Origin of the sequence: Ornithinibacillus halophilus (assembly GCF_900129485.1) — a bacterium.
In the GTDB taxonomy this organism is placed as follows: domain Bacteria; phylum Bacillota; class Bacilli; order Bacillales; family Amphibacillaceae; genus Ornithinibacillus; species Ornithinibacillus halophilus.
The window spans coordinates 1-22,864 of sequence record NZ_FQVW01000047.1 but is presented as its reverse complement, the minus strand read 5'-3'; the positions used below and the strand labels follow the sequence as shown (position 1 = coordinate 22,864).

28 protein-coding genes and 6 tRNA genes are annotated in these 22,864 nt (G+C 36.1%); 7 read left to right on the top strand and 27 right to left on the bottom strand.

Annotated features, from left to right (window positions below):
- Positions 1 to 244: 244 nt before the first annotated feature.
- Positions 245 to 1,366, bottom strand: coding sequence for a DUF4145 domain-containing protein (locus tag BUB12_RS14600; RefSeq protein WP_072891645.1), 1,122 nt, complete (start codon positions 1,364 to 1,366; stop codon positions 245 to 247).
- Positions 1,367 to 1,571: 205 nt separating this feature from the next.
- Here BUB12_RS14600 and BUB12_RS14595 point away from each other — a divergent pair, with 205 nt between their 5' ends.
- Together BUB12_RS14595 and BUB12_RS14590 are read left to right on the top strand one after the other, a co-directional pair.
- Positions 1,572 to 2,327 (top strand): class I SAM-dependent methyltransferase, encoded by a 756-nt coding sequence (locus tag BUB12_RS14595; protein WP_072891644.1) that lies wholly within the window; start codon positions 1,572 to 1,574, stop codon positions 2,325 to 2,327.
- Positions 2,328 to 2,445: 118 nt separating this feature from the next.
- Entirely contained in the window at positions 2,446 to 2,907 is a 462-nt protein-coding gene (locus BUB12_RS14590; RefSeq protein WP_072891643.1) for a DinB family protein, read from the top strand.
- A gap of 212 nt (positions 2,908 to 3,119) precedes the next feature.
- On the opposite strand, the gene BUB12_RS17490 is transcribed toward BUB12_RS14590, so the two are convergent.
- Both BUB12_RS17490 and BUB12_RS14580 read right to left on the bottom strand, forming a co-directional pair.
- On the bottom strand, positions 3,120 to 3,302 hold the full coding sequence (locus BUB12_RS17490) for a type II toxin-antitoxin system RelE/ParE family toxin (RefSeq protein WP_084063364.1): 183 nt from the start codon (positions 3,300 to 3,302) through the stop codon (positions 3,120 to 3,122).
- Positions 3,290 to 3,472, bottom strand: coding sequence for a hypothetical protein (locus BUB12_RS14580; RefSeq protein ID WP_072891642.1), 183 nt, complete (start codon positions 3,470 to 3,472; stop codon positions 3,290 to 3,292). The genes BUB12_RS17490 and BUB12_RS14580 overlap by 13 nt, the downstream gene beginning before the upstream one ends.
- A 285-nt stretch (positions 3,473 to 3,757) precedes the next feature.
- Between BUB12_RS14580 and BUB12_RS14575 the strand changes: the two genes are divergently transcribed.
- Complete coding sequence (locus BUB12_RS14575; RefSeq protein WP_072891641.1) at positions 3,758 to 4,183, top strand: hypothetical protein; 426 nt, start codon at positions 3,758 to 3,760, stop codon at positions 4,181 to 4,183.
- 32 nt (positions 4,184 to 4,215) lie between these two features.
- On the opposite strand, the gene BUB12_RS14570 is transcribed toward BUB12_RS14575, so the two are convergent.
- From BUB12_RS14570 to BUB12_RS14555, 4 genes are all read right to left on the bottom strand, one after another.
- Positions 4,216 to 4,962, bottom strand: coding sequence for a PIG-L deacetylase family protein (locus tag BUB12_RS14570; RefSeq protein WP_072891640.1), 747 nt, complete (start codon positions 4,960 to 4,962; stop codon positions 4,216 to 4,218).
- A gap of 1 nt (position 4,963) precedes the next feature.
- Positions 4,964 to 6,313, bottom strand: a complete 1,350-nt coding sequence (locus BUB12_RS14565; protein WP_072891639.1) for an MFS transporter — start codon at positions 6,311 to 6,313, stop codon at positions 4,964 to 4,966.
- 422 nt (positions 6,314 to 6,735) lie between these two features.
- Complete coding sequence (locus BUB12_RS14560; protein ID WP_072891638.1) at positions 6,736 to 7,089, bottom strand: cupin domain-containing protein; 354 nt, start codon at positions 7,087 to 7,089, stop codon at positions 6,736 to 6,738.
- Positions 7,090 to 7,105: 16 nt separating this feature from the next.
- Positions 7,106 to 7,573, bottom strand: coding sequence for a GNAT family N-acetyltransferase (locus BUB12_RS14555; protein WP_072891637.1), 468 nt, complete (start codon positions 7,571 to 7,573; stop codon positions 7,106 to 7,108).
- A 169-nt stretch (positions 7,574 to 7,742) separates the two neighbouring features.
- On the opposite strand from BUB12_RS14555, the gene BUB12_RS14550 reads away from it, so the two are divergent.
- Positions 7,743 to 8,762 carry a C45 family autoproteolytic acyltransferase/hydrolase gene (locus BUB12_RS14550; RefSeq protein WP_072891636.1) on the top strand — a complete coding sequence of 340 codons (1,020 nt, stop codon included), beginning with the start codon at positions 7,743 to 7,745 and terminating at the stop codon, positions 8,760 to 8,762.
- 103 nt (positions 8,763 to 8,865) lie between these two features.
- On the opposite strand, the gene BUB12_RS14545 is transcribed toward BUB12_RS14550, so the two are convergent.
- From BUB12_RS14545 to BUB12_RS14525, 5 genes are all read right to left on the bottom strand, one after another.
- Positions 8,866 to 9,549 carry an HAD family hydrolase gene (locus tag BUB12_RS14545; RefSeq protein WP_072891648.1) on the bottom strand — a complete coding sequence of 228 codons (684 nt, stop codon included), beginning with the start codon at positions 9,547 to 9,549 and terminating at the stop codon, positions 8,866 to 8,868.
- A 27-nt stretch (positions 9,550 to 9,576) separates the two neighbouring features.
- Positions 9,577 to 10,008, bottom strand: a complete 432-nt coding sequence (locus BUB12_RS14540) for an NUDIX hydrolase (RefSeq protein WP_072891635.1) — start codon at positions 10,006 to 10,008, stop codon at positions 9,577 to 9,579.
- A 201-nt stretch (positions 10,009 to 10,209) separates the two neighbouring features.
- Positions 10,210 to 11,511: a TRAP transporter large permease gene (locus BUB12_RS14535; protein ID WP_072891634.1), complete on the bottom strand. Its 1,302-nt coding sequence runs from the start codon at positions 11,509 to 11,511 to the stop codon at positions 10,210 to 10,212.
- Positions 11,508 to 12,011: a TRAP transporter small permease gene (locus BUB12_RS14530; protein ID WP_084063363.1), complete on the bottom strand. Its 504-nt coding sequence runs from the start codon at positions 12,009 to 12,011 to the stop codon at positions 11,508 to 11,510. The genes BUB12_RS14535 and BUB12_RS14530 overlap by 4 nt, the downstream gene beginning before the upstream one ends.
- Positions 12,012 to 12,028: 17 nt before the next feature.
- Complete coding sequence (locus BUB12_RS14525) at positions 12,029 to 13,060, bottom strand: TRAP transporter substrate-binding protein (protein WP_072891633.1); 1,032 nt, start codon at positions 13,058 to 13,060, stop codon at positions 12,029 to 12,031.
- Between the two features lie 502 nt (positions 13,061 to 13,562).
- On the opposite strand from BUB12_RS14525, the gene BUB12_RS14515 reads away from it, so the two are divergent.
- Positions 13,563 to 14,087, top strand: coding sequence for an NUDIX hydrolase (locus BUB12_RS14515; protein ID WP_234982730.1), 525 nt, complete (start codon positions 13,563 to 13,565; stop codon positions 14,085 to 14,087).
- A gap of 113 nt (positions 14,088 to 14,200) precedes the next feature.
- Here BUB12_RS14515 and BUB12_RS14510 read toward each other — a convergent pair whose 3' ends face one another.
- The 8 genes from BUB12_RS14510 to BUB12_RS14475 all read right to left on the bottom strand — a co-directional run bounded on the left by BUB12_RS14510 (position 14,201) and on the right by BUB12_RS14475 (position 20,661).
- Positions 14,201 to 15,217, bottom strand: a complete 1,017-nt coding sequence (locus BUB12_RS14510; RefSeq protein WP_072891631.1) for a DUF3231 family protein — start codon at positions 15,215 to 15,217, stop codon at positions 14,201 to 14,203.
- A 97-nt stretch (positions 15,218 to 15,314) separates the two neighbouring features.
- Complete coding sequence (locus BUB12_RS14505; protein ID WP_072891630.1) at positions 15,315 to 16,463, bottom strand: anti-sigma-I factor RsgI family protein; 1,149 nt, start codon at positions 16,461 to 16,463, stop codon at positions 15,315 to 15,317.
- A complete protein-coding gene (sigI, locus tag BUB12_RS14500) occupies positions 16,460 to 17,188 on the bottom strand; it encodes an RNA polymerase sigma-I factor (protein ID WP_072891629.1) in 729 nt (242 codons plus the stop codon). Before sigI ends, BUB12_RS14505 begins: the two co-directional genes overlap by 4 nt.
- 142 nt (positions 17,189 to 17,330) lie before the next feature.
- Positions 17,331 to 18,536: a DUF5667 domain-containing protein gene (locus BUB12_RS17550; protein WP_072891628.1), complete on the bottom strand. Its 1,206-nt coding sequence runs from the start codon at positions 18,534 to 18,536 to the stop codon at positions 17,331 to 17,333.
- Positions 18,537 to 18,695: 159 nt separating this feature from the next.
- Positions 18,696 to 19,235, bottom strand: coding sequence for a cupin domain-containing protein (locus BUB12_RS14490; RefSeq protein ID WP_407668456.1), 540 nt, complete (start codon positions 19,233 to 19,235; stop codon positions 18,696 to 18,698).
- A gap of 64 nt (positions 19,236 to 19,299) precedes the next feature.
- Positions 19,300 to 19,767 (bottom strand): hypothetical protein, encoded by a 468-nt coding sequence (locus tag BUB12_RS14485; RefSeq protein ID WP_072891626.1) that lies wholly within the window; start codon positions 19,765 to 19,767, stop codon positions 19,300 to 19,302.
- 78 nt (positions 19,768 to 19,845) lie between these two features.
- Positions 19,846 to 20,130 (bottom strand): phospholipase, encoded by a 285-nt coding sequence (locus tag BUB12_RS18105; RefSeq protein WP_072891625.1) that lies wholly within the window; start codon positions 20,128 to 20,130, stop codon positions 19,846 to 19,848.
- 96 nt (positions 20,131 to 20,226) lie between these two features.
- Positions 20,227 to 20,661, bottom strand: a complete 435-nt coding sequence (locus BUB12_RS14475) for a MarR family winged helix-turn-helix transcriptional regulator (RefSeq protein WP_084063362.1) — start codon at positions 20,659 to 20,661, stop codon at positions 20,227 to 20,229.
- Between the two features lie 139 nt (positions 20,662 to 20,800).
- Here BUB12_RS14475 and BUB12_RS14470 point away from each other — a divergent pair, with 139 nt between their 5' ends.
- Positions 20,801 to 21,304, top strand: a complete 504-nt coding sequence (locus BUB12_RS14470; protein ID WP_072891623.1) for a CarD family transcriptional regulator — start codon at positions 20,801 to 20,803, stop codon at positions 21,302 to 21,304.
- 25 nt (positions 21,305 to 21,329) lie between these two features.
- The gene (locus BUB12_RS14465) at positions 21,330 to 21,569 is read left to right on the top strand and encodes a hypothetical protein (protein ID WP_072891622.1); all 240 of its coding nucleotides are present in this window, start codon (positions 21,330 to 21,332) and stop codon (positions 21,567 to 21,569) included.
- Positions 21,570 to 21,658: 89 nt separating this feature from the next.
- Here the strand turns inward: BUB12_RS14465 and BUB12_RS14460 are convergent, their stop codons facing one another.
- From BUB12_RS14460 to BUB12_RS14430, 7 genes are all read right to left on the bottom strand, one after another.
- Entirely contained in the window at positions 21,659 to 22,192 is a 534-nt protein-coding gene (locus BUB12_RS14460) for an HAD-IIIA family hydrolase (RefSeq protein ID WP_072891621.1), read from the bottom strand.
- Positions 22,193 to 22,287: 95 nt separating this feature from the next.
- A tRNA-Ala gene (locus BUB12_RS14455) sits at positions 22,288 to 22,360 on the bottom strand.
- A gap of 14 nt (positions 22,361 to 22,374) precedes the next feature.
- A tRNA-Gln gene (locus tag BUB12_RS14450) sits at positions 22,375 to 22,449 on the bottom strand.
- Positions 22,450 to 22,455: 6 nt separating this feature from the next.
- Positions 22,456 to 22,532: transfer RNA gene (locus BUB12_RS14445), tRNA-Asp, on the bottom strand.
- A 26-nt stretch (positions 22,533 to 22,558) separates the two neighbouring features.
- Positions 22,559 to 22,630: transfer RNA gene (locus tag BUB12_RS14440), tRNA-Glu, on the bottom strand.
- An 11-nt stretch (positions 22,631 to 22,641) separates the two neighbouring features.
- Positions 22,642 to 22,732: transfer RNA gene (locus BUB12_RS14435), tRNA-Ser, on the bottom strand.
- 3 nt (positions 22,733 to 22,735) lie between these two features.
- Positions 22,736 to 22,810 (bottom strand) — tRNA-Asn (locus tag BUB12_RS14430).
- Between the last annotated feature and the right edge of the window lie 54 nt (positions 22,811 to 22,864).

Below are 22,864 nucleotides of genomic sequence, written 5' to 3'. Positions count from 1 at the left end.
CCTCGTTCCGTTATTTACCTAAAACACCTTGTTTTCGCAGTGCTGACGGTTTCTGGTTCCGTTATTGCCACGAATACAGGGATTTTTGATGTGAATTGGGCATATAACGGAACCTCGATTACACTACATACTCAAATACCGTGATTTTCTTTGAATAACGGAATGTGGATTCATGCCCAAGCCTAGATGGTTTTTCATCAAAACAAAAAGGGCAGGCAACTTCATCTCTGAAGTGCCTGTCCCCCTAGCTTTTCCTCTGCATTTCCTTTAACTGCTCAAATAATTTCTCTACTGTCCCTACGCCAACATTTTCATATTTTGCTAGAATAACTAATTCTTTTGGCAATTGCCCTACCGTTTGAATTTGATCCTCTTTTAATTGGCGAATTAAACTAGGAATCCCGGCAAAGTTATCTGCGGTGATTTTCGTTTCACCTAACTCTTCGGTAACAATCACATAGTCTGACCGATAAAATAAAAATAACTCGCCTGGACGTTCTAAGTAGATTTGTCTTCGTTGCTTTTCTTCCTCAATAAACACCTTCAATTCATGAAAGAGGTTTTCGTCATTTTTGTCATTGTATCGTTTGACATGTTTATGCAAACCTTCTAGATTATTAGGCAGTTCACTCATGATTCTTGCCTGCTGATTGGCACCTAGTCGGATGAGAAATGTTTCGGATTTACCAAATCGCTGTGGTAATAAGAAGGCATCGCGGAGAAAGTGTGGAACCTCCAATGATTCCCCCTTATAAAATAGCTTACGGTTAGTAGTAAACCCAGGAGGAACGGCTGCTTCTTCTTCAGACATAGATTCTGTAGTAACAGTCACTTCCTCTTTTGAAGAGGAGTCACTCTCTCCTTTTAACGATGAAATCAATAACTCTTCCATTACTCTTAGTCTTTCTTGGACTTCGGTAATGTCATAGGATACCGATTCCTGTGGCTTAGGGTCCTGATACTCAGGAACTTTCAAATCTACTGGACCGTACACTTCCACATACCATTTCACAATTTTATAGACTGCTTCCCATGATAAAAGAGCTTCCGAATAGCGAAATAATCTGGCATCATGGGCTGCTTGGTTTCCTGACATTCTCACAAAATGGAGTGCATCCCGAATATCAGTTTCAAGGATTCCACCATTGTATAAATTGTCAATCTGTTCTTTCAGTTTGGGATAATCACTTTGCGGAAGTTTTTCCAACACGATAACATGTTGAAGGATATTCTCCACGAAAACTCGTGCATGAGTAAGCATGGTTCGTGGGCTCTGATATATACTAATTTCTAATTCTCTAGCCACAAATGCTAGTTCCTTAGATATTGGTTTTAAAAATTGATAAAAATATGATGGTGATTGCATGTCATAACTCCCTGCTGTCTAGAAATACAAAGTATATTTTATCATATTTCTATCGACACTGCGGTGAAATTTTGTAATCTATTCAGTATAATTGAAGAGTAATAGTTTGTTTCATTGAGGAGGATTGCATTGAGTATACTCAATTATTCAAAGGAAGCCGACTTAGATAAATCGTAAATAATTCATTTTCTAAGGAGTGCTTATAATGGAATGGTATAAAGATTTTTATGAAGAACAATTTAAATGGTTACAATCTGATAAAACATACAATATGGAAGCGTTGATGGATCAACTTGTTACTAAAGTGAAAGATAATTTTACCGGAACACCTAAACGAATTTTAGAATTAGGTGGTGGATCTGGACAGTTTGCTGTTGCTGCAGCTAAACAGGGATATGATGTAACGGTCATTGAACTCTCCCCTTCTGCAGTAGAACATATGAAGGTGCTTGCCAAAAAACATCATGTGGAAGAAAACCTGCATATTATTCAAGGTGATTTTTACAAAGTTGAACTTGATAAGAAGTTTGACGTCATCTGCTACTGGGATGGATTTGGTATAGGTAGTGATGCAGACCAACACTTTCTACTCAAACGGATAAGTAATTGGCTAACCATGGAAGGTGTTGCCTTAATTGACATTTACACGCCTTGGTATTGGGCAAAAGCGAAAGGACAAAAAATGCAATTTGAGAATTATGTTAGTCACTATGACTTTGATGCGTACCAATGTAGGATGATTAATACTTGTTGGTTGGCCGATGATGAGTCGCAAAAAATTACTCAGACATTGCGTTGTTATTCGCCTGCTGATTTGATTCTACTAGCAAAAAACTTAAACTTAAGATTAGTAGATTACGAGCCAGCTGGTGAAATGGATTATGAAAATTGGGAGTACAACCCAAATGCACCTTTAGAACGGGCAATGACATTTATGGCTGTGTTGAAACGTGAGGTTTAATTGTATCGAGGGCTGGACTCCATGCCCTCTTTTCTTTTCGGCAAATTAAGCGATTTTACGTGCTAGCAATTGAATTTTTCGGTATACTAATGATTGTAATGTAATAGGAGGAATTCACATGTCATCAATTAAACAATTTAACCTTGCAAGAACATCATTGATTACATTTATTAAGGACTTAGATGAAGAAGTTCTTGATCGTCAATCAGAGTTCTTTGATAATACAATCCGCTGGCACATCGGAAATACATTACTTTTCAATGAAAAGTTATTATTTGTGCACAAAGAAAAATCACAAAAACTTGCTAAAGAATACGCTGAGCTCTTCAGTTCAGATATTAGCGTATCTGATTGGACAGTCGATGCTCCAAATCTTGAGCAATTATTGGATGATCTGGAAGACCAACGCCAACGTATAAACAGCTTTGATGAACATTTCTGGAAATCCAATGTGAAATTCAAAGCACCACATGGCCACATCGAAACACATGGCGACTTATTGATCATGTTATCCCAACGCGAAGCAGAAACACTAGGAAAAATTAAAGCTATGAAACGCGTGTTGGATGCTAAGTCTTAATTAAGAAGACAAAATATCACGTTAAATTTCATACCAAAAAAAATCGATATTTACACCAAAAACGCTTGATACAAGCGTTTTTTATTTTTCTTATCCCTGCAATGATATTTATTTATATATATTTTTAAAGTTCCTAGTATTATGGATGATTCGAACTACCTCTACTGCATCATTATTCGATAAATTATCCTGTAGTTAGATAATATTTTTTCTCAGATTTTTTCATCTTTCAGTTCCGGAACAATACGACCAGAATTAGAGAAAATAGCAGTAGTAATTGCATCCATAATTCTTTTTACAAACATCCTTGCGTACTCATCAGAGTCTTCAGCAATATAGGTACAAATGTTATCAAAATCTTTTACAGCAGATTCTGCCCATCTTAATTCAGCCATTTCCCTAACTTCTCCTTAACTACTTCATGAGAGACAAACTTTCCAGCATCCGGTTCTTTAATCCCTTTATCTATTTTCTTCCTAACATAAAGTTCCCGCATAATATCATCTAGGGTTACATTTTCCGGTAATTCCTTAATTAATTTAATTACTTCTTCTTTTGTGCTCATGTGAGATACCTCCTCTTTAAGGATTTGATGGATTATATAAATTATTATTTTATCATTCATTCTTTATAACGACTAATTAAATTTAACATTTGCACTCTTACACCCTTAATTTAACTTCTCCAAAATCAAATAATCTTTTGTTTTAGTTATTGTATTCTTTAGCGTAAGCAATCAACTCATTATAAATTCTCTTTGGGTAAAAATTAGAAAGACCACCCGTTTAACTCAATAAGGTGTGGTAATTATTTTCCAGTCTTAGGTTACTATAAAACTGAGGTGATTCGTATGCTACTTCAGAAAACGTTACATTTAGCAGTTCTGATTTTCTTCTTTTTTAATTTATCTACGGTATATGCTAAGGTTAATAATGATATTGAGATTATGGATATTGAAGAAAACAAGATAATTAAAAAAATACCAACAGACTCTAACATACAATTGGAGACCGAGAAAGTCATTAAAGATATCAATGGTTTCGTTAAAGCATTTAAGCCCATTCCAGACAAAGGTTATATGATTAAAATCCCATTAGATCCATCTTACCACTTAGAAAACAAATGGATTAATACAATTATAGATGAAGTAATCTTAATTATACCTGAAACGGAAAAACCCTTCTTACTTACCTTTGATGATGAAAATAACCCATATTTTTTTACTTTCCAAATAAAAATTGATAACTTATTAAAAACATTAGAATTTCCCATTTGAAAGACCATATTTTTGTTTACCCCCTCGTACTTTTACTTAATATCTAATGCCTCTGGAAAGCAATGTAAGTGTATCGGGCGTAGCATTTTCAGCCCTTCACCGATTTTGTCTTCATTTTGTGTTAGTTGATTTCCTCTTAAAGTAAAATAAGTACGATATAACGCAAGAGTTTCCTCATTCATCTGGGTTTGATGTGCAGCAATTGCTTTGAATTTCAAATCAAAGTAATCTGTAATATCGACAATCGCATTAGGGTTACCAGTAAAATAAAATCCTACCGCTTGAAGATTACATGGATTAGTTTTCGTTCCTTCTGGATACGACTTTAAAGAACAGCTGATTGCTGCTTGTGCACTTGCCTTTCCTGTTACGACATGATCATAATGCGCTTCATATGTAAGCCATGGATCTGGACAGAACACTGTATCATATTGTTCTGAACGAATAATCTCTGCTATTTCACCAGCCAAACTTGGAACATCATTTAGTGAACCATCTTTATGCCCCAACCAGTAGAATTTTTGTGCTCCTAACAGACGTCCAGCATCTTCTGCTTCTTGCTTGCGTACTTCTGCTAATTGGTCTGGTGTATAAGACGATCCAGCGTCACCTAAACGCCCATCCGTAACTGTTAAATAATGAATCTCACAACCTTCTTTTGCTAGTTTCGCAATGACTCCGCCCATTCCTATCTCATTATCATCAGGGTGTGGTTGAATACAAAGTACCTTTTGGCAATCCTTCAACTCTGGTTTTGCAAGTAATGCATTTACATCCATATTAAGCACCTCTTTGACTATATTTTTCTTCTAGCATAACTTGAATCTTCTGTTTATCTTCATAGGAAATTTTAAAGAAATATAACGGGATCATCGTTAATAAAAAGCAGATAGCTGGAATCAAGTACATCATGGCACTGAATCCGTTCTGTGTTGTTGTGGTAACTGCCTGCCCTTCTGTATATTGCATAAGAATCAAACCAATCCCAATTATTCCTCTTCCCATAGCACTACTTAGCTTAGTAAGAAATGTATTCGTAGAGAACACAAGCCCCTCCCCACGGAAACCAAGCTTCCATTCGGAATAATCAATTGCATCAATTAGCATGGATACGGTCACTACAGACGTTACTCCTGTGAAGAAGAAACTGATTCCTAAGAAGATAAGACCAAACAGAATATTTTCTCCTCCAACAAAAAATGGGATGGCACATGCAATTGCCCCAAATAAACAAGAAGCAAAGAATATTTTTTTCTTATCGTACATCTTAATAATCTTTGGTGTAATTGCCATTCCAAGAATCATTCCGACGATTAAACTAATCCCAACATTAGTGAGTTGACCAGAATCTCCCCACACATAAACAACGAAATACATTTGAACACTTTGACGAATCCCATTTACTAGATTCACGATTAAGAGCGCAATCATCAACATAATCAGTGGTTTATTTTTGGTGATGGTTTGTATATTTTTTCGAATAGGTACAACTTCTTCCTTCTTGGGGAAAATCCTTTCTCGTAATGTTAACCCTGTAATGATCATCATTATCGTAGCAACCACGGTAAGGATTATTGCTGTAGTAGTATAGGCAGTTGCTTCCCGTTCTCCACCAAAACTATTAATAATCATAATACTTCCAACCGTTACAATGGCTGTTCCTACTGTTCCACCAATTTTACCGAGAGTAACCATTTTATTCTTTTCGTTTTGATTTTTAGACACAACTGATGAAATAGCCCATATAGGAATATCACAAATGGTATAGGCCATTCCCCATAAAATATAGCAGGTTGCTGCTATAATGATGGTTGCAGTACTATCCAGGTCGAAATGGACATAACAAAGAATAGTAGTTACCGCTAATATTAACGGTCCAAAAATAAGATACGGTCTGAACTTCCCCCACCTAGTCCTTGTTTTATCAGCTACCATCCCCATCAATGGATCATTGACAGCATCCCACAAACTAGCGATGACGATTATTGCCGTAGCAACTGCAGCTGAAATGCCTAATAAATCCGTAAAGAAGAACATAATGTACATGGCCATGAAGTTATACAGCATATTTTGCCCTAATAGGCCACTTGTGTAAGAGAGCTTTTCTCTCACCCTAATCTTTTCGTCCATTGTCATACTCCTTTTTATTCAGTTGTAAAAACGGGAAATCAAGGTGAGACTATCTTGGTGAGGTTTCTTTTATACGACAAAACTTAAGTAAATAGTAGCAGTTTGATAGGATTTTGTAAATTACCAATTATAAGAATTTTATGTCTGGTAGTTGATGAGGTTATTTTAAAGATTAAGATTTAGAGTAATAATGTACAGTGAATTGCGCTGTATATTTCTGCACTTTTTGTATGCAAAAAAATAACCCAGTTCAATATGAACCGAGTTGTTCGCAAAGTTAAACCACTAGTTAGAATGAACTTCTATATGTGTTTCTCCTTTTTGTTTTAACAATCCTTACTACCATTGTTTTAATAACAAAAAGGTAGTACGAACCACTACTATTAACTTCCATATTTCTCCATGAAAACTGACTCCTGTTTTTATTTCAAAGGCATAAATGTTGAAGGTTTTAATGTTTCACTTTCGATGACAATCGCGATTAATCCTGTGTCTGTTTTGGTTTCATGCCATTCACCTTTTTCCCAAAAGATAGCATCTCCGGATTGAACCTTGATATATTCTTCTTCATTACCTCGAACAAATCCTTCCCCATTCACTATTAGCAGAAGTTGTGGTACTACTGCCTGATGAAACCCGATTATTCCGTTTTCCTCTAAGTACATACTTCCTATATGAGCGGGTTTCTCCGTTTGAATGATCCGAGACATTACAAAGTCTGAATTAAATTTTGTAATCTGCTTACCATGTTCCTTACTAAAATTAAATATTTTCATTATGTGTCTCCTCTTACTATGCTTTTTTATAATAAATAAGTGTGGCATTATCATTTAACTTCTTGCTAACTCCTGTTTGGTTATAGCCCATCTTTTCATATAAATAACAATTTCTCTCTTCCTCTTTTATGGTCGCTAATTCCCAGGTCATTGCCTGTGGGTACATTTTTTCCAATAAAATTAATGCCTCCTGAGCGATTCCTTTTCCTTGGTAAGATGGAATGAGAAACATTGGACTAATCCAAAATTTCGCATTTCCTTCCCACTTAACAGAAATAGCACCTACAAGTTCATTGTCAGCTAGAATCTTGTAAAAAGCTCGATTCAGACTATTAATTCTCATTAAAACCCGGTCAATCGTTTCATTTGCTGGATTTGTATCATAGTCTTTATACTTTTCCAGTAATGGCGTAAATGCTTTAACCTGCATATCAAAAATAGAATTTGCATCACGCATTGTTGCTTTTTCTAACTTAACCTCCATAACCTCACCTACTTTTTAATAACTCCTTTAATACTACCATAATTTTCTAAAATTTAATTCATTATATATATCATTCAATTACCTATCCAAAGAAAGCATAATTTGACCGGTTTTCGTTAATTAGTTCTGTTATTTTTAATTTAGATGAATTGGAAAGGAGAGAAGTTACATGTCACATTTTAGTGTGGATATTTTTCAATCAAGGAATAATGCTTATGAAATTGGCTTTGAGTTAGGATCATTTGTCAGGAAAAAGCCAGTCCTTTTTACTTTTCAGCAGTTTACCAAAGATAGGATTAACGTAAAAACGATGGAAGAGATATTTAATAATACTGCCCCTCACTTAGTGGATGTATTAAAAGGATTGTCGGATCGTTTATCAATTCCTTACGAACGTGCTTGTGCTTTGTTTAGTGGTTTTGATGTCCCTAAGCCAGATGCTATGGGATGTACATCTTATATGACGAGTGAATGCTACGTTAGAAACTATGATTTTTCACCAGATCTTTACGATGGGATTTTTTCATTAATTCAACCTGATAATGCTTATGCTACAGCTGGATACAATCTTCAACTGCTAGGTCTACATGATGGTGTAAATGAAAAGGGACTTGTTGCGGGGTTGCATTTTGTCAACAATGATCGGTACGAGGAAGGAATCTCGGCATGGATGAGTATTCGGATTTTATTAGACTGTTGTTCTACTGTCGAAGAAGCAGTTCAAATGCTAAAGCAAATCCCACATGCTACATGCTATAACTTCTCTTTAGCTGATTCATTAGGGAATAAGGCTGTTGTTGAAGCTTCTCCCGACTCTGTATCTGTTAGAGATAATAATGCAGAGTGTGAGTCATGCGTAAACCATTTTCAAACAGAATCGATGATACATTTTAACAGAAAAAATATAGATGGCTCACTTAGGAGAAAAAAATACCTGGATACCTTTTCGCATCATAACCTAAAAGACAGAGAGCTTTTTGATCACTTTAGAAACCCAGAATCTCCTTTGTTCTTTAAAAATTATAACGAGCTATTTGGTACGTTACACACCTTTTTCTATCGTTTTGAAGACTCCAGAATTTTAACAGCGATCGCAAACGGAGAAAATATCCTAGATTTTAATTTTAATGATTGGGTAAACGGCAAAGACCTAAGAATAAGCGAATTGGTTGGAGAAATAATGGAGTAAATTTAATTGCCCGTTAATATACTATGTGAATCTAATAGAAAGTTCTTCATTCTATTAGATTCACAACTATGGTATCTTTATAATTTCTTAAGTATCCTACAGCTTAATAGAATTTAAAATTTAGATTGTTTAAATCATCTACAATTAATGGAATTTCAGCCAGATCATTCACTAAAAAATCAGCCTTAATATTATCCCATTGATCATCTTTTTTCCAAACACTTTTCATCCCTACATTTTGAGCAGCCTTAACATCATTCTCTGGATGGTCACCAACAAATAGACTCTCAGACGGCGCAACATTGAGCTTCTCCAATGCTCTTAGGAATATCTCTGGTTGTGGCTTTTTCATCCCCTCCCACTCGGATATAAGAATCGTCTTAAAGTATGATTCAATACCTAAAGCCTTAATATTATTCATTTGGAACTGACCTTTACCATTCGTAATCATTCCAAGAGTAATATTACGCTTCATTAGACTTTCTAATGTACTTATGAGGTTTGGGAAAGGAACACAACTACCCTTAAAATGATCAATATAGTCTTGAAGTAATTGTTCCCACTTCAAGCCCGTAATGTCAAACTCATCCACTAATTGTTGATAGACTTTATCTTTCCAAACATAACCTCTGCTGTCGAGTTCTATAAATCTAGTTATGTATCTATCCTTTGGAATATGATTTAACCATGTATGTAGTCGTTGGTACTGCTTTTCAATAAAAATTTTTACCGATTCATCTCGGTTTAACAGTGTTCCATCTAAATCAAATACAACAGTTTTTATAATATCCATCCACTCCCAAATTAATAGTTTCTATCGAGAGAATTCATCATTAGAAAATAACCTGTCTTTAACATAATTAACCTGTTCTATCATGTGACCGATATTTCCTTCACCAGCATATAGAGACATATCAAAAAAGTTATTGTTTAAATCCGACCAATAAAGAATATTTTCATCACCTGAAACTGAAACATCCTGCTTTAATCTACCTACATATACTTCAACATAATAATCATGAAAGTTATATTTAAAATCCATTAAATGATGTAGTTTTATATCTTCTTTAGAGATATTGGTTTCTTCACGAAGCTCTCTATAAGCAGCCTCTATTCCCATTTCGCCATTTTCTATTTTTCCTCCAACTAAATTCCTCAATCCCTTATACGGGTTCTTTAACCTTTCACACATTAACAACTTGTCCATATCTTTGTTATATACCATTAACACATTATAACCTTGCATTATATCACTTCCTATTAGAATTAAACTGGCTTGTTTTTTTCTCCAATCATCTAAACAACATAATATATATTCAAAATATTTAACTATATTTTACCACAATATAATATCACTCCTTGGTTATATTATTTTGGAACATATTCGTCATATTAATTTACAATAAAACAGCACTTGCCTCCATACTAGAAGACAAGTGCTGCTTAGTTATTTCATCAAATCAGGTAAAAACGTGACGATATCTGGAAAAATAACGATTAACACTAAACATAGTACCATCATGAAGAGCATTGGGATCACTCCTCGGAATATTCGCTGTGCTGGTACATCTTTAGCAACACTACTAATGACGTACACGCTTAACCCCATAGGTGGCGTAATCAGCCCGATATTCATTACAAGAATCATGACAACACCAAACCACACTCCATCATACCCAAGCATCGTAATCAATGGATAAACAACAGGCAAGGTTAACACAAATATAGCGATTCCTTCTAAAAATAATCCCAACACCAAATAGACGAATAATATTAATGCAAGAATGACCACAGACGGTAGGGCAAGATTAGAGACAAATTCAGTGATTTTAACGGGTATCGTACTCAAGGCTAAAAATTTACTAAATATATCAGCCCCAATGATAATAAAAAAGATTGCTGCCGTTAATCGCGTTGTTTCACTAAGTGACTTTTTAAAATCATTCCAGCTAAGACGCCTTGTAATAATCGTCAATAGGAATGCACCGAATGCTCCGACCCCACCTGCTTCTGTTGGTGTAAAAAAGCCATAATAGAGCCCACCAATACTTAAAGCAAAGAGAAATACAAATGGCCATATACTCGTCAGGGATTTCAACTTTATAATCAGTGGTTTATTTTCCGTAACTGGTGCTAAAGATGGTTTACGCCAAACCATAACATAGATGAGAATCATAAATAAGACCATTTGCAAAATACCGGGAACCAACCCCGCAATTAATAATTTTCCAATTGGTTCCATCGTTAAAATTCCGTACAACACGAGAATTACACTTGGTGGAATGAGGATCCCCAATGTCCCACCTGCTGCTACACAGGCAGTTGATAAGGCATCGTCATAGCGGTATTTTTTCATTTCAGGTAAAGAGATTCTAGCCATTGTCGCTGTAGTAGCATTCACTGACCCTGATATGGCAGAAAACAATGCACTAGTGCCAATAGTAGTCATCGCAAGTCCACCTTTTATATGCCCAATCCACGCATCCACTGCAGCATATAAATCACGCCCGAATCCACTATAAGACAGGAACATCCCCATTAATATAAATAATGGAATCACACTCAACGAATAGGAGCTCGCTGTCGAAAATGGCGTTGTTCCTAGTTGTACGAGTGCTGAATCCCAATTTCTAATGAATGCAAGGCCCACCGTCCCTACGATGATTAAGGAAATAGCAACCGGAACACGAATGACAAATAACAACAACAACACAAAGATTCCAATTACTCCTATGATCTCTGGACTCATGTTTTATCCACCACCTGTCGTAATTGGATCATTGCTTTATAGAAGGCTGTGACCATAAAGAGTAGTAATGTGACAGAAATTAAAAAGAGAAAAGGATATACAGGCAGTCCTAAATCCGTAGTTGCTGAATTCCTTTCCATCATTCGCAAGCCATTTTCAAAAATATGCCTTGCCATGAAAAAGAGAACAATCGCAATGACAATTTCAATCAACCCATTCAGTATGTGCCTCATTTTAATAGATAGTCGGTCCATTAGAAAATCAATCGTAATATGATCGTCCTTTTGATGTGTAATTGCCAAAGCAAAAAATACTAGCAACGCCGAACCAAGCTCCGTCATTTCATAAGTCCCTTTTAATGGGCTATTAAAAAAGTTCCTACCGACCACGTCAATGGTGATAATCATCATGATGAATACTAAAAATAAATTAGCAAGGAGCTGCTGGAATTCGATAATTTTATGAAGGAACAGTTCTGATTTTTTGAGTACTTTTAGCATGACGATTTTCACTCCTACTATTTTCCACTTAGCTCAACTGCTCTATCATACACTTCCTGTCCAGGTAATCCTTGTTCATTAACACTATTAATCCAGTTTTCAATTGTTGGATTAATAAATTCACTCCATTCAGCTAATTCACTTTCCGATAGTTCGTAAATCTCTACCCCTTTTTCTTTTGCCTGTTCGACTGCATCAGCTCCGAACTGATCAAACACTTCCCCAGTACGCTGTGCCATCTTCTCTCCCGTTAATTCTCGAATTGCCTCTTGGTCCTCTTCTGCTAAACTATCAAAAGCTTCCTCATTCATTACTACAAACATCGTAGTAGAATAGAAGTTACCAACTGTTGCATAGTTAATGACCTCATCCAATCCCCACGTTGTCACGGCCTCCCACGGTGCAATGGTTCCATCAACAACCCCACGCTCTAATGCTTCAAAGTTTTCATTCATCGGCATCGAAACTGGTGTCGCCCCAAGAGCTTCCAACCATTCACTCGTTTCTGGAGATGGCGAACGAATTTTCATCCCTTTCAAATCTTCAATACTAGTAACTGGCTTATCCACCGTGTACAGCTGACCCGGGTCGGTCGTGTACAACCATAGTGGCACCGTCCCAGCATACTCATCATCAAATTCATCAAACTCGTTTAATAGCTTCCATAAGTTAGTGGAACCATTCACTGCATTGTCTGCCATAAATGGTAGTTCCATCACAGACGTTAAAGGAAATTCTCCAGGTGTATACCCATGCACACTCAAGGCAAAATCCACCGAACCAGTTGCAGCAGCATCAAAGTGTTCATCTGGCGCAGCAAGTGACGCCCCAGGGTATGAAGTGATTTTCACTCTACCATCTGTCGCATCTTCTAAATCAGCAGCAAATGTCTGAATCTCCTCCTCCATAAAATGCGTTGGAGGGAAGAAATGAGAAAAATCTAGTTCATGCACCTCACCATCTGCATTTTCCGAATCCCCATCTCCACAAGCAGCAAGTAACCCTAATCCTAATACAATTAAAAACAGCACCCAATATTTAGACCTCAAACGAATCACTCCCCTATTAAAATCTACACTATGAAATATATGTAAATAGAAGAGATTTCAGAACGAGCTATAATGGGAGCGAATAATTGCCATTTGGGAGATGGAATGGGTGTGGGTGGAGCGAGTTGGTCTAAGGGGCGAGCATTTTTCACATTGAGTGGAGCGTACTCACCACGAGGGCGAGCATTATTACACTTGAGTGGAGCGTACTCACCTCAGGGGCGAGCATTTTTACACTTGAGTGGAGCCTACTCACCTCGAGGGCGAGCATTTTTCATATTGAGTGGAGCGTACTCACCTCTGGGGCGAGCGTATTTTGCCTTGAGTGGAGCGTACTCACCTCTGGGGCGAGCATTTTTACACTTGAGTGGAGCGTACTCACCTTGGGGGCGATCATTTTTACACTTGAGTGGAGCGTACTCACCTCAGGGGCGAGCGTATTATCTTCACAAAAGCACCCCTATTAAATTTCTGGTAAAATTAACCGTAAGGAGGGGTAAATTTGCTTTTTAATAAACAATTTACTTATGGAGATATGCCAAAAAACTATACTACGATCAATACCCGTGTAGCAGTACGAGCTGTTATTTTATACAAAAACAAAATTTTATTAATCCAGTCAAACAAAGGGGATTTTAAATTTCCAGGTGGTGGCGTTGAAGAAAATGAATCACACACACAGGCTCTAGTACGTGAAATAGCTGAAGAGACTGGCTACATCCATTGCGAAGTTAAAAATAAAATTGGTTTTGTCCTTGAGCAACAAGCGGACAAGTTTACAGATGACACCATCTACCAACAACATTCCCACTACTATCTATGTGAGTTAGTAGATGACAAAAGAATAGAACAAAATCTTGATGAATATGAAATCGAACAAGAATTTTTACCGAAATGGCTAACAATCGACGAAGCAATAAAAGAAAATGAGAAAGCATCTTTAAAGGATGATCGTAACGGTTGGATTACTAGAGAAACTTATGTTTTAAATGAATTAAAAATTCAAAGCACAAGGACATTAAGGTAAACTTTTACCTATACAAAACAATACTTATTTTTTAGGAAACATGCAGTAAAGTATAGGACAAGTCACCACTCCATTGTCTATAGTAACCCCATGGCTCACCCCCATGAGGTCATCTACTTTCCTTTGTTTGCCTTAATAAGTTTTCTTCTGTCAGCTGCTAGGGGAGGTTGTTCTAACCATCCTTTATCAATCATAAGGTTCGCACCATCCTCAACATATCTAGCTAATTCGGTTGTGAGGTATACATACTTTAATGCGAGGTCCCTTCTGCCACTAACACTCAATGCAGCACCATAGAACGCAATAGCTATTTGTGTTGATAATTGAACTTGGTACATCATTAATTTATCAGAAAAAGGTGCTTCGGTAGAGTCTGTCACATTCGCTTGCCAGGAAATAGGAACGTTTAATTTCTCCTCATGAAAAATATCCTCAAATTCCCTAATATGTTTTGACGAGATTTTCATCCCTCGATTAATATACTTTCGTAAACGTTCTGACTTTGATACTTGGCTAAATCCAAGCTTTAAAACTACGTGCATGTGCATTTTGTTTAAGTTGAATGTAATATCACTAATCTCCTGACCTGTTAGTGGTCGCCTTTCACCAAACCACCCTGTTAAAAAACTTTGGTGCGTAACAAAATCGATACTGTCAGGTGGAGTCAATACGGGTGGACGTGAAAACAGCCCCTTTATTAGCATCGTTTCTATTGTTTTATCATATAAATTCATCGCTTCTGTATTGCAATCCTTAAAGTATTTTCGCACATCACCTCGAATAGATGTACTAACCGATACCCCATAACTTGTTAGACCTTGTAGTGCCATAATATATAGGTAGAAAAGATAGAAAGGATCTTGAAACAGTCGAGGTGCCTTAACGTTTACATCTTCCTCTGTAAACCCTTTTGGAATTGGGTATTTTTCCTTCTTGAGAAATCCTTTAATTTTCTTCATATGTTTTTCTGATAAATACAAAGAATCCTGATAAAGAATTAATATATCTTTATCCTCAATGTGCTCGATTGCATAACGAAAAAAGCAAACCGACATCGAATCAAAAATGTATTGGGTCCATAAACTGGAGATTTCTGGCGCAGTAAGTGGTAAAGTTTCTTTAGTGTCCATAAGCGCCTCCTTGATTATTTTTACAATATATAACTATTCTTTGATATTTAACAAAAAAAATACCAGTCCCACTTAATTAGGACTGGTACCAACCAACTTATTCTTTTCCATTACCTTTTCCATTATTTCTTGCGTTCTTTGCCTTTTCTTTTGCCTTCTCTTTATTTTCCTGTGATTTTCTTTTCGATTCTTCTTGTTTTTCGCGGGCTTTTTCCTTCCCTTTATTCCCCTTTTCCTTTGCTTCTTGTGATTTTCCTTTCCCATTGTTTTGATTTACATCATTTTTATCTTTTCCTCTGTTCTTCATCTCTTCTGATTTGTTTCTTCCTTTGTATCCAGGTTCTTCATCCTGTCCTTTTTTGTTAGAATTAACAGAGTTCCCTTTATTGTTATTACTTCCTTTTTCCTGTTGATTACCGTTTTTCAGACCCTCTTCTTTTGATTCTTTCTCTTTTTCATCACCATTAACTTCTATCTCAGTAACTTCCTCATCCTCAGTTACTTTATTCTCCGATTGTTTTATATCTTTCATCAAAGTAGCAATTGATTTACCTCTAACAGCGCTCGCATTAACTTTTTTTCCATGATTTTCTAACTCTTTATACATTTTATATTTATTAACTGACAGCTCTATCTTCCGTGCTTCCTGAAGCTCTTCTTCATCTGACTGTTGCACAGTAACATCAGAATTTATTTTATTCTGTGCTAACGTCTGTTTAATCGTCTGTTTAAAAGCTGCCCCATCTAAAACTACTTTGTTGTTTAAAGAAATAGCTGACAACGCAATGACATTTTCATTTTCAACGGAAAAATATTCCGATTGAACGGCCAGATGAATAATTTCTTTCAGCACTTCATTGAGATTTCCATCCACTGTTAAATCCTCGATGAGACTCTCTCCCTCAATATTCAATGCTTTCACATGAGTTACTTCCATTTCTTCATCTGCAAAAATTTCTATAGATGGATTAATGTCAACTGCTAGGAGGTACGCATCTTTAGTACTTGGATTGGAGAAAAGAAGATAACTGACCATTGCAATAAAAAAGATTGCTGCAACGGAAACATTCCTAATGGTACTATTCTTAAAAACACGAGACTTCTTCTCATATGTGTAAGAAGATCCAATTAAAGGTAGGTCACCCTTTTTACAGGGAATATTCTTAAATTGCCCCTCCTTCGTTAGTAACACAATTTCTTTTTTCGTAACTTTTACGACTGTACCATGTATGATCTGTTTCTTCATTTTTCTCCCCCCTCTAGAGGTGTTAATTGAATATACTCCGATAGATTTTCCCATTCTGGATTTAACTTCATTAAGATAATCGTTACAATGTATTTACGATATCGCTCAATATTCTTTCGTTTATATGCTGTTTTTTTAATGAAAGCTGTCACTGGGAGCTTCTTTTTTTCTTTAAAACGACTTACTAGTTCAGGATAATTCAAAAAGTCATCTGCTAATGTATGAATCCATTCTCTCGTGTCACGATGTTTTGGTGAGTACTTCTCTAATTCCTCAAATTTAACTTTATAATCTTCGAGAGCCTGACTTAATTCCAGAATTTCTTCGATTAAGTCACTTTTTGTTACCTCTTCTTGATAGGTGTCCATTGCTTTTTCAGCATCATACAAATTCAAAAGATCCTCTTCGGTATTTACTGTAATTTCCAGGGGAATATTTCTTTTTTTATTCTCACGGCGAAAGTAGTCAATTAAATCACGTTTTATCAACAGATAGACATAGGTTGGAAAAGATGCTTCAGCATTACAATCATACGTATTAATAGCACGATTAAAGGCGAGGAGCCCAATACTGGACTCATCATCACTCCAGCTGATGTACCTTTTGCATACTTTACCAACGACACTGATAATATAGGGCTTATAATGACGGATGAGTTTTTCTCTATACAGCTCGTCACCATGAGCTGCTTTAGAAACATATTTTTCTATGTCTATTTCTCGCATTATGTTTCCCCCGTTCAAGATCTATCTATAACTAATCATACGATGTTGGAAATTGGGGGTAAAGACTTTAGGTTTAATTGAGGTGTTTATTGAGGAATGAAGAGATAGGAGTCCTTTCTCTAGTACTCCTACCTCATTGTCTTTACCTATTACCGTTATTGTTTCCTTTTCCGGGATTGCCTTTATTCCCTTTATCATTTCCTTTGCCAGGGTTGTTGGAATTCCCTTTTCCGTTATGTTTTTCTTTTTTAGCTTTCTTTTCTGCTTTCTTTTCTGCTTTCTTCATGGCTTTTTCTGACTTTTTTTCAGCTTTATTTCTAGCTTTTTCTGCTTTTTTCTCTGCTTTTTTCATTGCTTCTTCTACTTTTGCTTCAGCCTTTTCTTTAGCTTTCTCAGCTTTTTTGCTTCCTTTTGTCACTACCATTTCATCTTCTTGATTACTTGATTCTTCTTCAGCAAGTTCCTTCGTTTCTTCTGATGAAGATTCATCTTGTTCTTCTGTACTGTCTTCTGTAGTCTCACTATCCAAAACAAACTCCTCAGAATTCTCTTCCTCTTCCATTACTTCTTCTGAGTCTGTTTTTAAATATTTTTTGTTTAGTTTTCCAGGATGGATATTTAATTCTTTAGCTAACTTTCCATACCCCATACCACTATTACGCATGTCAATGACTTCTTCAACACTCAAATCACTTTCTTGAGCAAGAACAAGGATTTTAACGATTTCACCGTATCCAAACCCCTGTTCACGCATGGAAGTAACTATGTCAGCTTCAATTCCTTCTACTACATTAGGTCTAGAAACAAGAACTACTTCCTGATTCTTCTCTTCCACTTCACCAGTTTTATCATCCTCTAGTTCTTCCGTAACTTCTTCTGATCCAGCTGTTGTCTCTTCAATTTTTGTAGCAATCTCTTCTTTCACATCATCTTCTATTTCTTCTGATACAATAACCTCAGCCACATTATCCTGTACTTTTTCTAACACAGAAATATATTCATCTATCAATTGAGTTAAATATTTTTCTTTCGTTGTATCGTCTTTAATCATATTTTTTGCTTCTGATAAACGTTCATTTGCAATCTTAATTAATAACATAGATTTTTTTTCAGGGTTACTTGTGAAAAACAATTGGATATTTTCACCTAGTTTATCGAATATGTAGTAAAACTTATCCGGTGTTACCCCAGCATTAACTTCCGTTTCCTCATTGGATTCTACTAAATCCACTTTATCTACGTCTTCCTCTAAATTCATCGTTTCTGTTTCAGCATATACAGTATTACCGAATAGTAATGCCCCTGATAAAACAGTCGCTGTAATAAATCCTTTAACATTCTTCACCATTAAAAATCTCTCCTTCGTAAAATAGCAATCTACTATTATTACGAAGCTTATCCAAAAAATTGGGGGGGAAAATAAAAAAACTTTGGGATGCGAGAACCAAAACTCTGTCCAATCGCATCTCAAAGCTTTCCTGGGAACTAACTGTCCCCATGTCCTACACTATTCTTCCGCTGCCATTGCCTCAGCTTTAGTTTGATGAACTGTACCAAACGGATGCTCAGGTGGTGCGTAAATCGTGTATAGTTTCAAAGGCACATTCCCTGTATTAGTCAGGTTATGCCACTTCCCAGCAGGTACCATAATCGCATAATCATCAGAAACGGCCTGCTCATATGTTAAATTCCCTTCACTATCTCCCATTTGAACAATACCTTGCCCTTGCTCAATGCGAAGGAACTGATCCACATCAGGGTGAACCTCTAAACCAATATCTTCTCCAACACCAATACTCATCAGCGTCACTTGCAAGTTCTCACCTGTCCAAAGCGCTGTGCGGAATGTCTGATTCTGTTTCGTTGCGTCTTCAATATTTATTACAAATGGATTCCTTCCATAATCCTTAAATTGACCTTGCCCTGTGCCCATTTCAGCTGCATGACGATACCCATATGGATTAGGCCAATACACAGACTGCTGTGGTACATAATGATAGTTTGGTACTTGATTATGGTACGGATAGTAATTTGAGTAATAATACAACTTTCTCATCCCCTTTTCACATTTATCATTATCCTATGCGTGATAAATGTTCTAGGTGATGAGACTATTTTGTTTTTCTTTCATACCAATACTGTGCCCCATATAAAATAAAGGCTTTATGATACAGGTAAATAAAAAATTGAATTGGACTTAAACGATGTAAGCCAATAATTCGTATTTTCTCTAAGACTCTAATAATAAAGAAAGCAAATATCCCATCGGCTATGGCATTCAGTAATAGAAATTTCTTGAAGTTCCCATACGAATACTTTAACAACCACATCGACAATGGCATATATGGCCCAATACTAAATGGCAGCTCATTCGTTAAATATGATTTTCGCTTATCGTAAAAAATCCACCAATTCAGCTTCTGACCTATTTTATGACTGATTAGTTCAAAGATAAAGATAACGAAACTTGCTAAAGAAAATCGCTTGATATTTCGCTTGCCCAGAAGTAATACTGATAACCAAGGAATAACGATAAGTATGATATTAAAAAAGAAATGTCTTTTAGATACTTTAGCCATGTAGATGGATCCTCTTTTCTAAATCAGGTTTCTTTTTCTTAAAGTATCCAAATACATTATGAATATTCCGTTGGCGTTTTACTTAAACATACAATGTATTCCAGTTTGAAGTCTCATATAGCGCAACATCGTCCTTGCAAGTCGACCTTCTGTTGTATAGCGATTCTGTAATTGCATTAGTTGATTCATAAACATTCTGTCACAATAGCAGCGATCTCGATGGTATTTATAACAAAGGTCATGATCCCTACACGCAGCATCTACTGCATTTAAGGGCATCCCAGGACCACTACAACCAGGCCCACACCAATTATAACCAGGAAAAACGCAAAAACCCTTTTGCCTATCATAAAAATGATTCAACCTTTACACCTCACTAAAATAGATTTCTATACTAATCTATTCCTTTTTTCAGTGCTAGGTATGGTCATTTATACGATAGTGATTCATCTAAATTATTTATAATCCCCAATCCATTTCTAAGATTTCCTTTAATTGTATGAGTTTTTCTTTTCCAACCTTATTTGCTATCTCTTTTTCTAATATCGCTTTTAATGCTTCATTCTTTTCATAGCATTCTTTTCCTAAAGTTGTTAACTCGATTGATTTTTGTTTCTTATTATTTTCCAATTGCTTAATTTCAACTAATCCCTTTTCATCTAATCGCTTAATAAATTTATGAGTAGCCTGTCTCGTAATATCAACATGCTTCGTTACATATGATATCGTTGTTTTTTGCTTTTCATAGACCTTGGATAGAATAACCCACTCGGAATTAGAAAGATAGATATCACTGTTCTCATTCCATAAATTTTCTGTATGTTTTCTTAATAGAAGATGTCGTTCACTAATTAAGTCAACTATATCTAAATACTCTGTATCTGTCTTCAACATATTTCCCCCATTCAATTAACTGTTTTCTAATATACAAAGAAGGGCTTCATTTTGTCAACTAATTTGACAAAAATGTAATTAAGGCTTACAATAGATATAGTCAACTTAGTTGACAATACCTTTTAAGGGAGACAGAACCATGCTAAACGTTGGAGATTTGATTATCTATCCTGGTCATGGCATATGTAAAGTAGATTCAATTAGTGACAAAACATATGCAAAAAGGACAAGAAAATATTATGTATTACATCCAATAGAAAATGGCAGGGATTTAACAATTAACGCTCCAGTAGAGAACAAAACTACCGAAATGTTGAAACTAATCAATAAAGAAGAAGCAATAACTCTTCTTGAAGTATTTAAAGGAAATGGTATTGATTGGATTGAGAAGCCACAATCCCGCAACAATACATTCTCGGATATTTTAAAATCAGGAAATCGAGTAGAAATAGCTAAAGTAGCCACAACTCTTATGAGGAAGCAATATGAAATAGAAAAGGATGGAAAGAAATTTTACGAAAATGATAGAAAGATATTAACAAACATCCATTCTATTTTGTTTAAAGAATTGTCATTAGCTTTAGATCTGACAACGGATGAAATATACGAAAAAGTATCAAACATGATTAGTAAAAGCGCGTAAGATTTCGCAAGGGGAGATATATGGTGTGGGGATAGAACAACAAGTAAAAAACACCACACATATCAATGTTGGTGATCAAGTACAAATAAAAAAGATCGATAACGAAACACGAGATTACGAAGACTATTATTATCTAAAGAAATACGAAAATAAGCTAGGAACCATTACCGAATGTATAAAATGCATCTCTGGAGAATATGCATACCGCGTTGAATTTGAAAAAGAACAATGGGGTTATTTTTATAGCTACGATTTTGTTGAATAGATAAAAAAACACTCAATAACTAGAGTGTTTTTTATTTCATCAGAATATGGGATTTTTTCATTGTTCTATTATTAACTCCAAAGTTTTACCTACCGAGACAATATCCACTCAACAGCTTTGAGTAAATTATCGGCTACATAATCTGGAGAAATACCTGCCCATTTTCCGTAATACTCATTATCTATGTATTTATTAAATGCTTCTTCACCAGCACCAGTTTTCACTAATACCTTTATACAACCTACTTCATTAGCTGCCATCATATCTGTCCACCTGTCACCGATGACAAAGCATTTGGTCAGGTTGAGATTATTTTCATTTGCTGCTTGGATTAACATTCCAGGTGATGGTTTGCGACAGGAACACCCATCATCATGTTGATGTGGACAAAGATACACTTGATCAAATCCAAACTCTTTCAACTCATTTTCATATTCTTCTATTTGAACTTCCCCTTTTGATATCCCAGGTTGATTCGTAAAGGAGATTATAAGGAATCCTTTCTCTTTCAATTTTTGAATAGATTTCTCTACATGAGGATATAATTGAAATTCGCCAGGATACACTACATGATCAGTTCCACCAATTGTTCCATCACGATCAATAAAAACAGCTTGTAACAAATCTCTCCCTCCTTTTATTGCAGATACTCTACTTTTATTTCTTTATATAATAAAAAAGATTACAACTAAAGTTTCCTAGTTGTAATCTTCTACGATGGAGCCTAGCGGGATCGAACCGCTGACCTCCTGCGTGCAAGGCAGGCGCTCTCCCAGCTGAGCTAAGGCCCCTTTATTATGAAAAATGGCTGGGCTACCAGGATTCGAACCTGGGAATCACGGGACCAAAACCCGTTGCCTTACCGCTTGGCTATAGCCCAACAATATGGCGGTCCGGACGGGACTCGAACCCGCGACCTCCTGCGTGACAGGCAGGCATTCTAACCAACTGAACTACCGGACCTAACATATATTATATGGTTAAAAAGATGACCCGTACGGGATTCGAACCCGTGTTACCGCCGTGAAAGGGCGGTGTCTTAACCGCTTGACCAACGGGCCGTAATATTAAATGGCGGAGAAGGAGGGATTTGAACCCTCGCGCCGCTTACACGACCTACACCCTTAGCAGGGGCGCCTCTTCAGCCACTTGAGTACTTCTCCTAATGGCTCCACAGGTAGGATTCGAACCTACGACCGATCGGTTAACAGCCGATTGCTCTACCACTGAGCTACTGTGGAATAATTAAAATAAAGATTATAACTTTAAAAAGAAATTAAATCATAAATTGCTCG

Bases quoted from the DNA above. Each gene is read 5' to 3' on its own strand.
- BUB12_RS14570 (WP_072891640.1), bottom strand. From the start codon at position 4,962: ATGGATGTAAATGCATTACTTGCAAAACCAGAGTTGAAGGATTGCCAA.
- BUB12_RS14555 (WP_072891637.1), bottom strand. From the start codon at position 7,573: ATGGAGGTTAAGTTAGAAAAAGCAACAATGCGTGATGCAAATTCTATT.
- BUB12_RS14565 (WP_072891639.1), bottom strand. From the start codon at position 6,313: ATGGACGAAAAGATTAGGGTGAGAGAAAAGCTCTCTTACACAAGTGGC.
- BUB12_RS14530 (WP_084063363.1), bottom strand. From the start codon at position 12,011: ATGCTAAAAGTACTCAAAAAATCAGAACTGTTCCTTCATAAAATTATC.
- BUB12_RS14505 (WP_072891630.1), bottom strand. From the start codon at position 16,463: ATGAAGAAACAGATCATACATGGTACAGTCGTAAAAGTTACGAAAAAA.
- BUB12_RS14580 (WP_072891642.1), bottom strand. From the start codon at position 3,472: ATGAGCACAAAAGAAGAAGTAATTAAATTAATTAAGGAATTACCGGAA.
- BUB12_RS14590 (WP_072891643.1), top strand. From the start codon at position 2,446: ATGTCATCAATTAAACAATTTAACCTTGCAAGAACATCATTGATTACA.
- BUB12_RS14470 (WP_072891623.1), top strand. From the start codon at position 20,801: ATGCTAAACGTTGGAGATTTGATTATCTATCCTGGTCATGGCATATGT.
- sigI (WP_072891629.1), bottom strand. From the start codon at position 17,188: ATGCGAGAAATAGACATAGAAAAATATGTTTCTAAAGCAGCTCATGGT.
- BUB12_RS14595 (WP_072891644.1), top strand. From the start codon at position 1,572: ATGGAATGGTATAAAGATTTTTATGAAGAACAATTTAAATGGTTACAA.
- BUB12_RS14575 (WP_072891641.1), top strand. From the start codon at position 3,758: ATGCTACTTCAGAAAACGTTACATTTAGCAGTTCTGATTTTCTTCTTT.
- BUB12_RS14535 (WP_072891634.1), bottom strand. From the start codon at position 11,511: ATGAGTCCAGAGATCATAGGAGTAATTGGAATCTTTGTGTTGTTGTTG.
- BUB12_RS14560 (WP_072891638.1), bottom strand. From the start codon at position 7,089: ATGAAAATATTTAATTTTAGTAAGGAACATGGTAAGCAGATTACAAAA.
- BUB12_RS14510 (WP_072891631.1), bottom strand. From the start codon at position 15,217: ATGGACACTAAAGAAACTTTACCACTTACTGCGCCAGAAATCTCCAGT.
- BUB12_RS14600 (WP_072891645.1), bottom strand. From the start codon at position 1,366: ATGCAATCACCATCATATTTTTATCAATTTTTAAAACCAATATCTAAG.
- BUB12_RS14550 (WP_072891636.1), top strand. From the start codon at position 7,743: ATGTCACATTTTAGTGTGGATATTTTTCAATCAAGGAATAATGCTTAT.
- BUB12_RS14475 (WP_084063362.1), bottom strand. From the start codon at position 20,661: ATGTTGAAGACAGATACAGAGTATTTAGATATAGTTGACTTAATTAGT.
- BUB12_RS17490 (WP_084063364.1), bottom strand. From the start codon at position 3,302: ATGGCTGAATTAAGATGGGCAGAATCTGCTGTAAAAGATTTTGATAAC.
- BUB12_RS14540 (WP_072891635.1), bottom strand. From the start codon at position 10,008: ATGCAAGGTTATAATGTGTTAATGGTATATAACAAAGATATGGACAAG.
- BUB12_RS17550 (WP_072891628.1), bottom strand. From the start codon at position 18,536: ATGGTGAAGAATGTTAAAGGATTTATTACAGCGACTGTTTTATCAGGG.
- BUB12_RS14485 (WP_072891626.1), bottom strand. From the start codon at position 19,767: ATGGCTAAAGTATCTAAAAGACATTTCTTTTTTAATATCATACTTATC.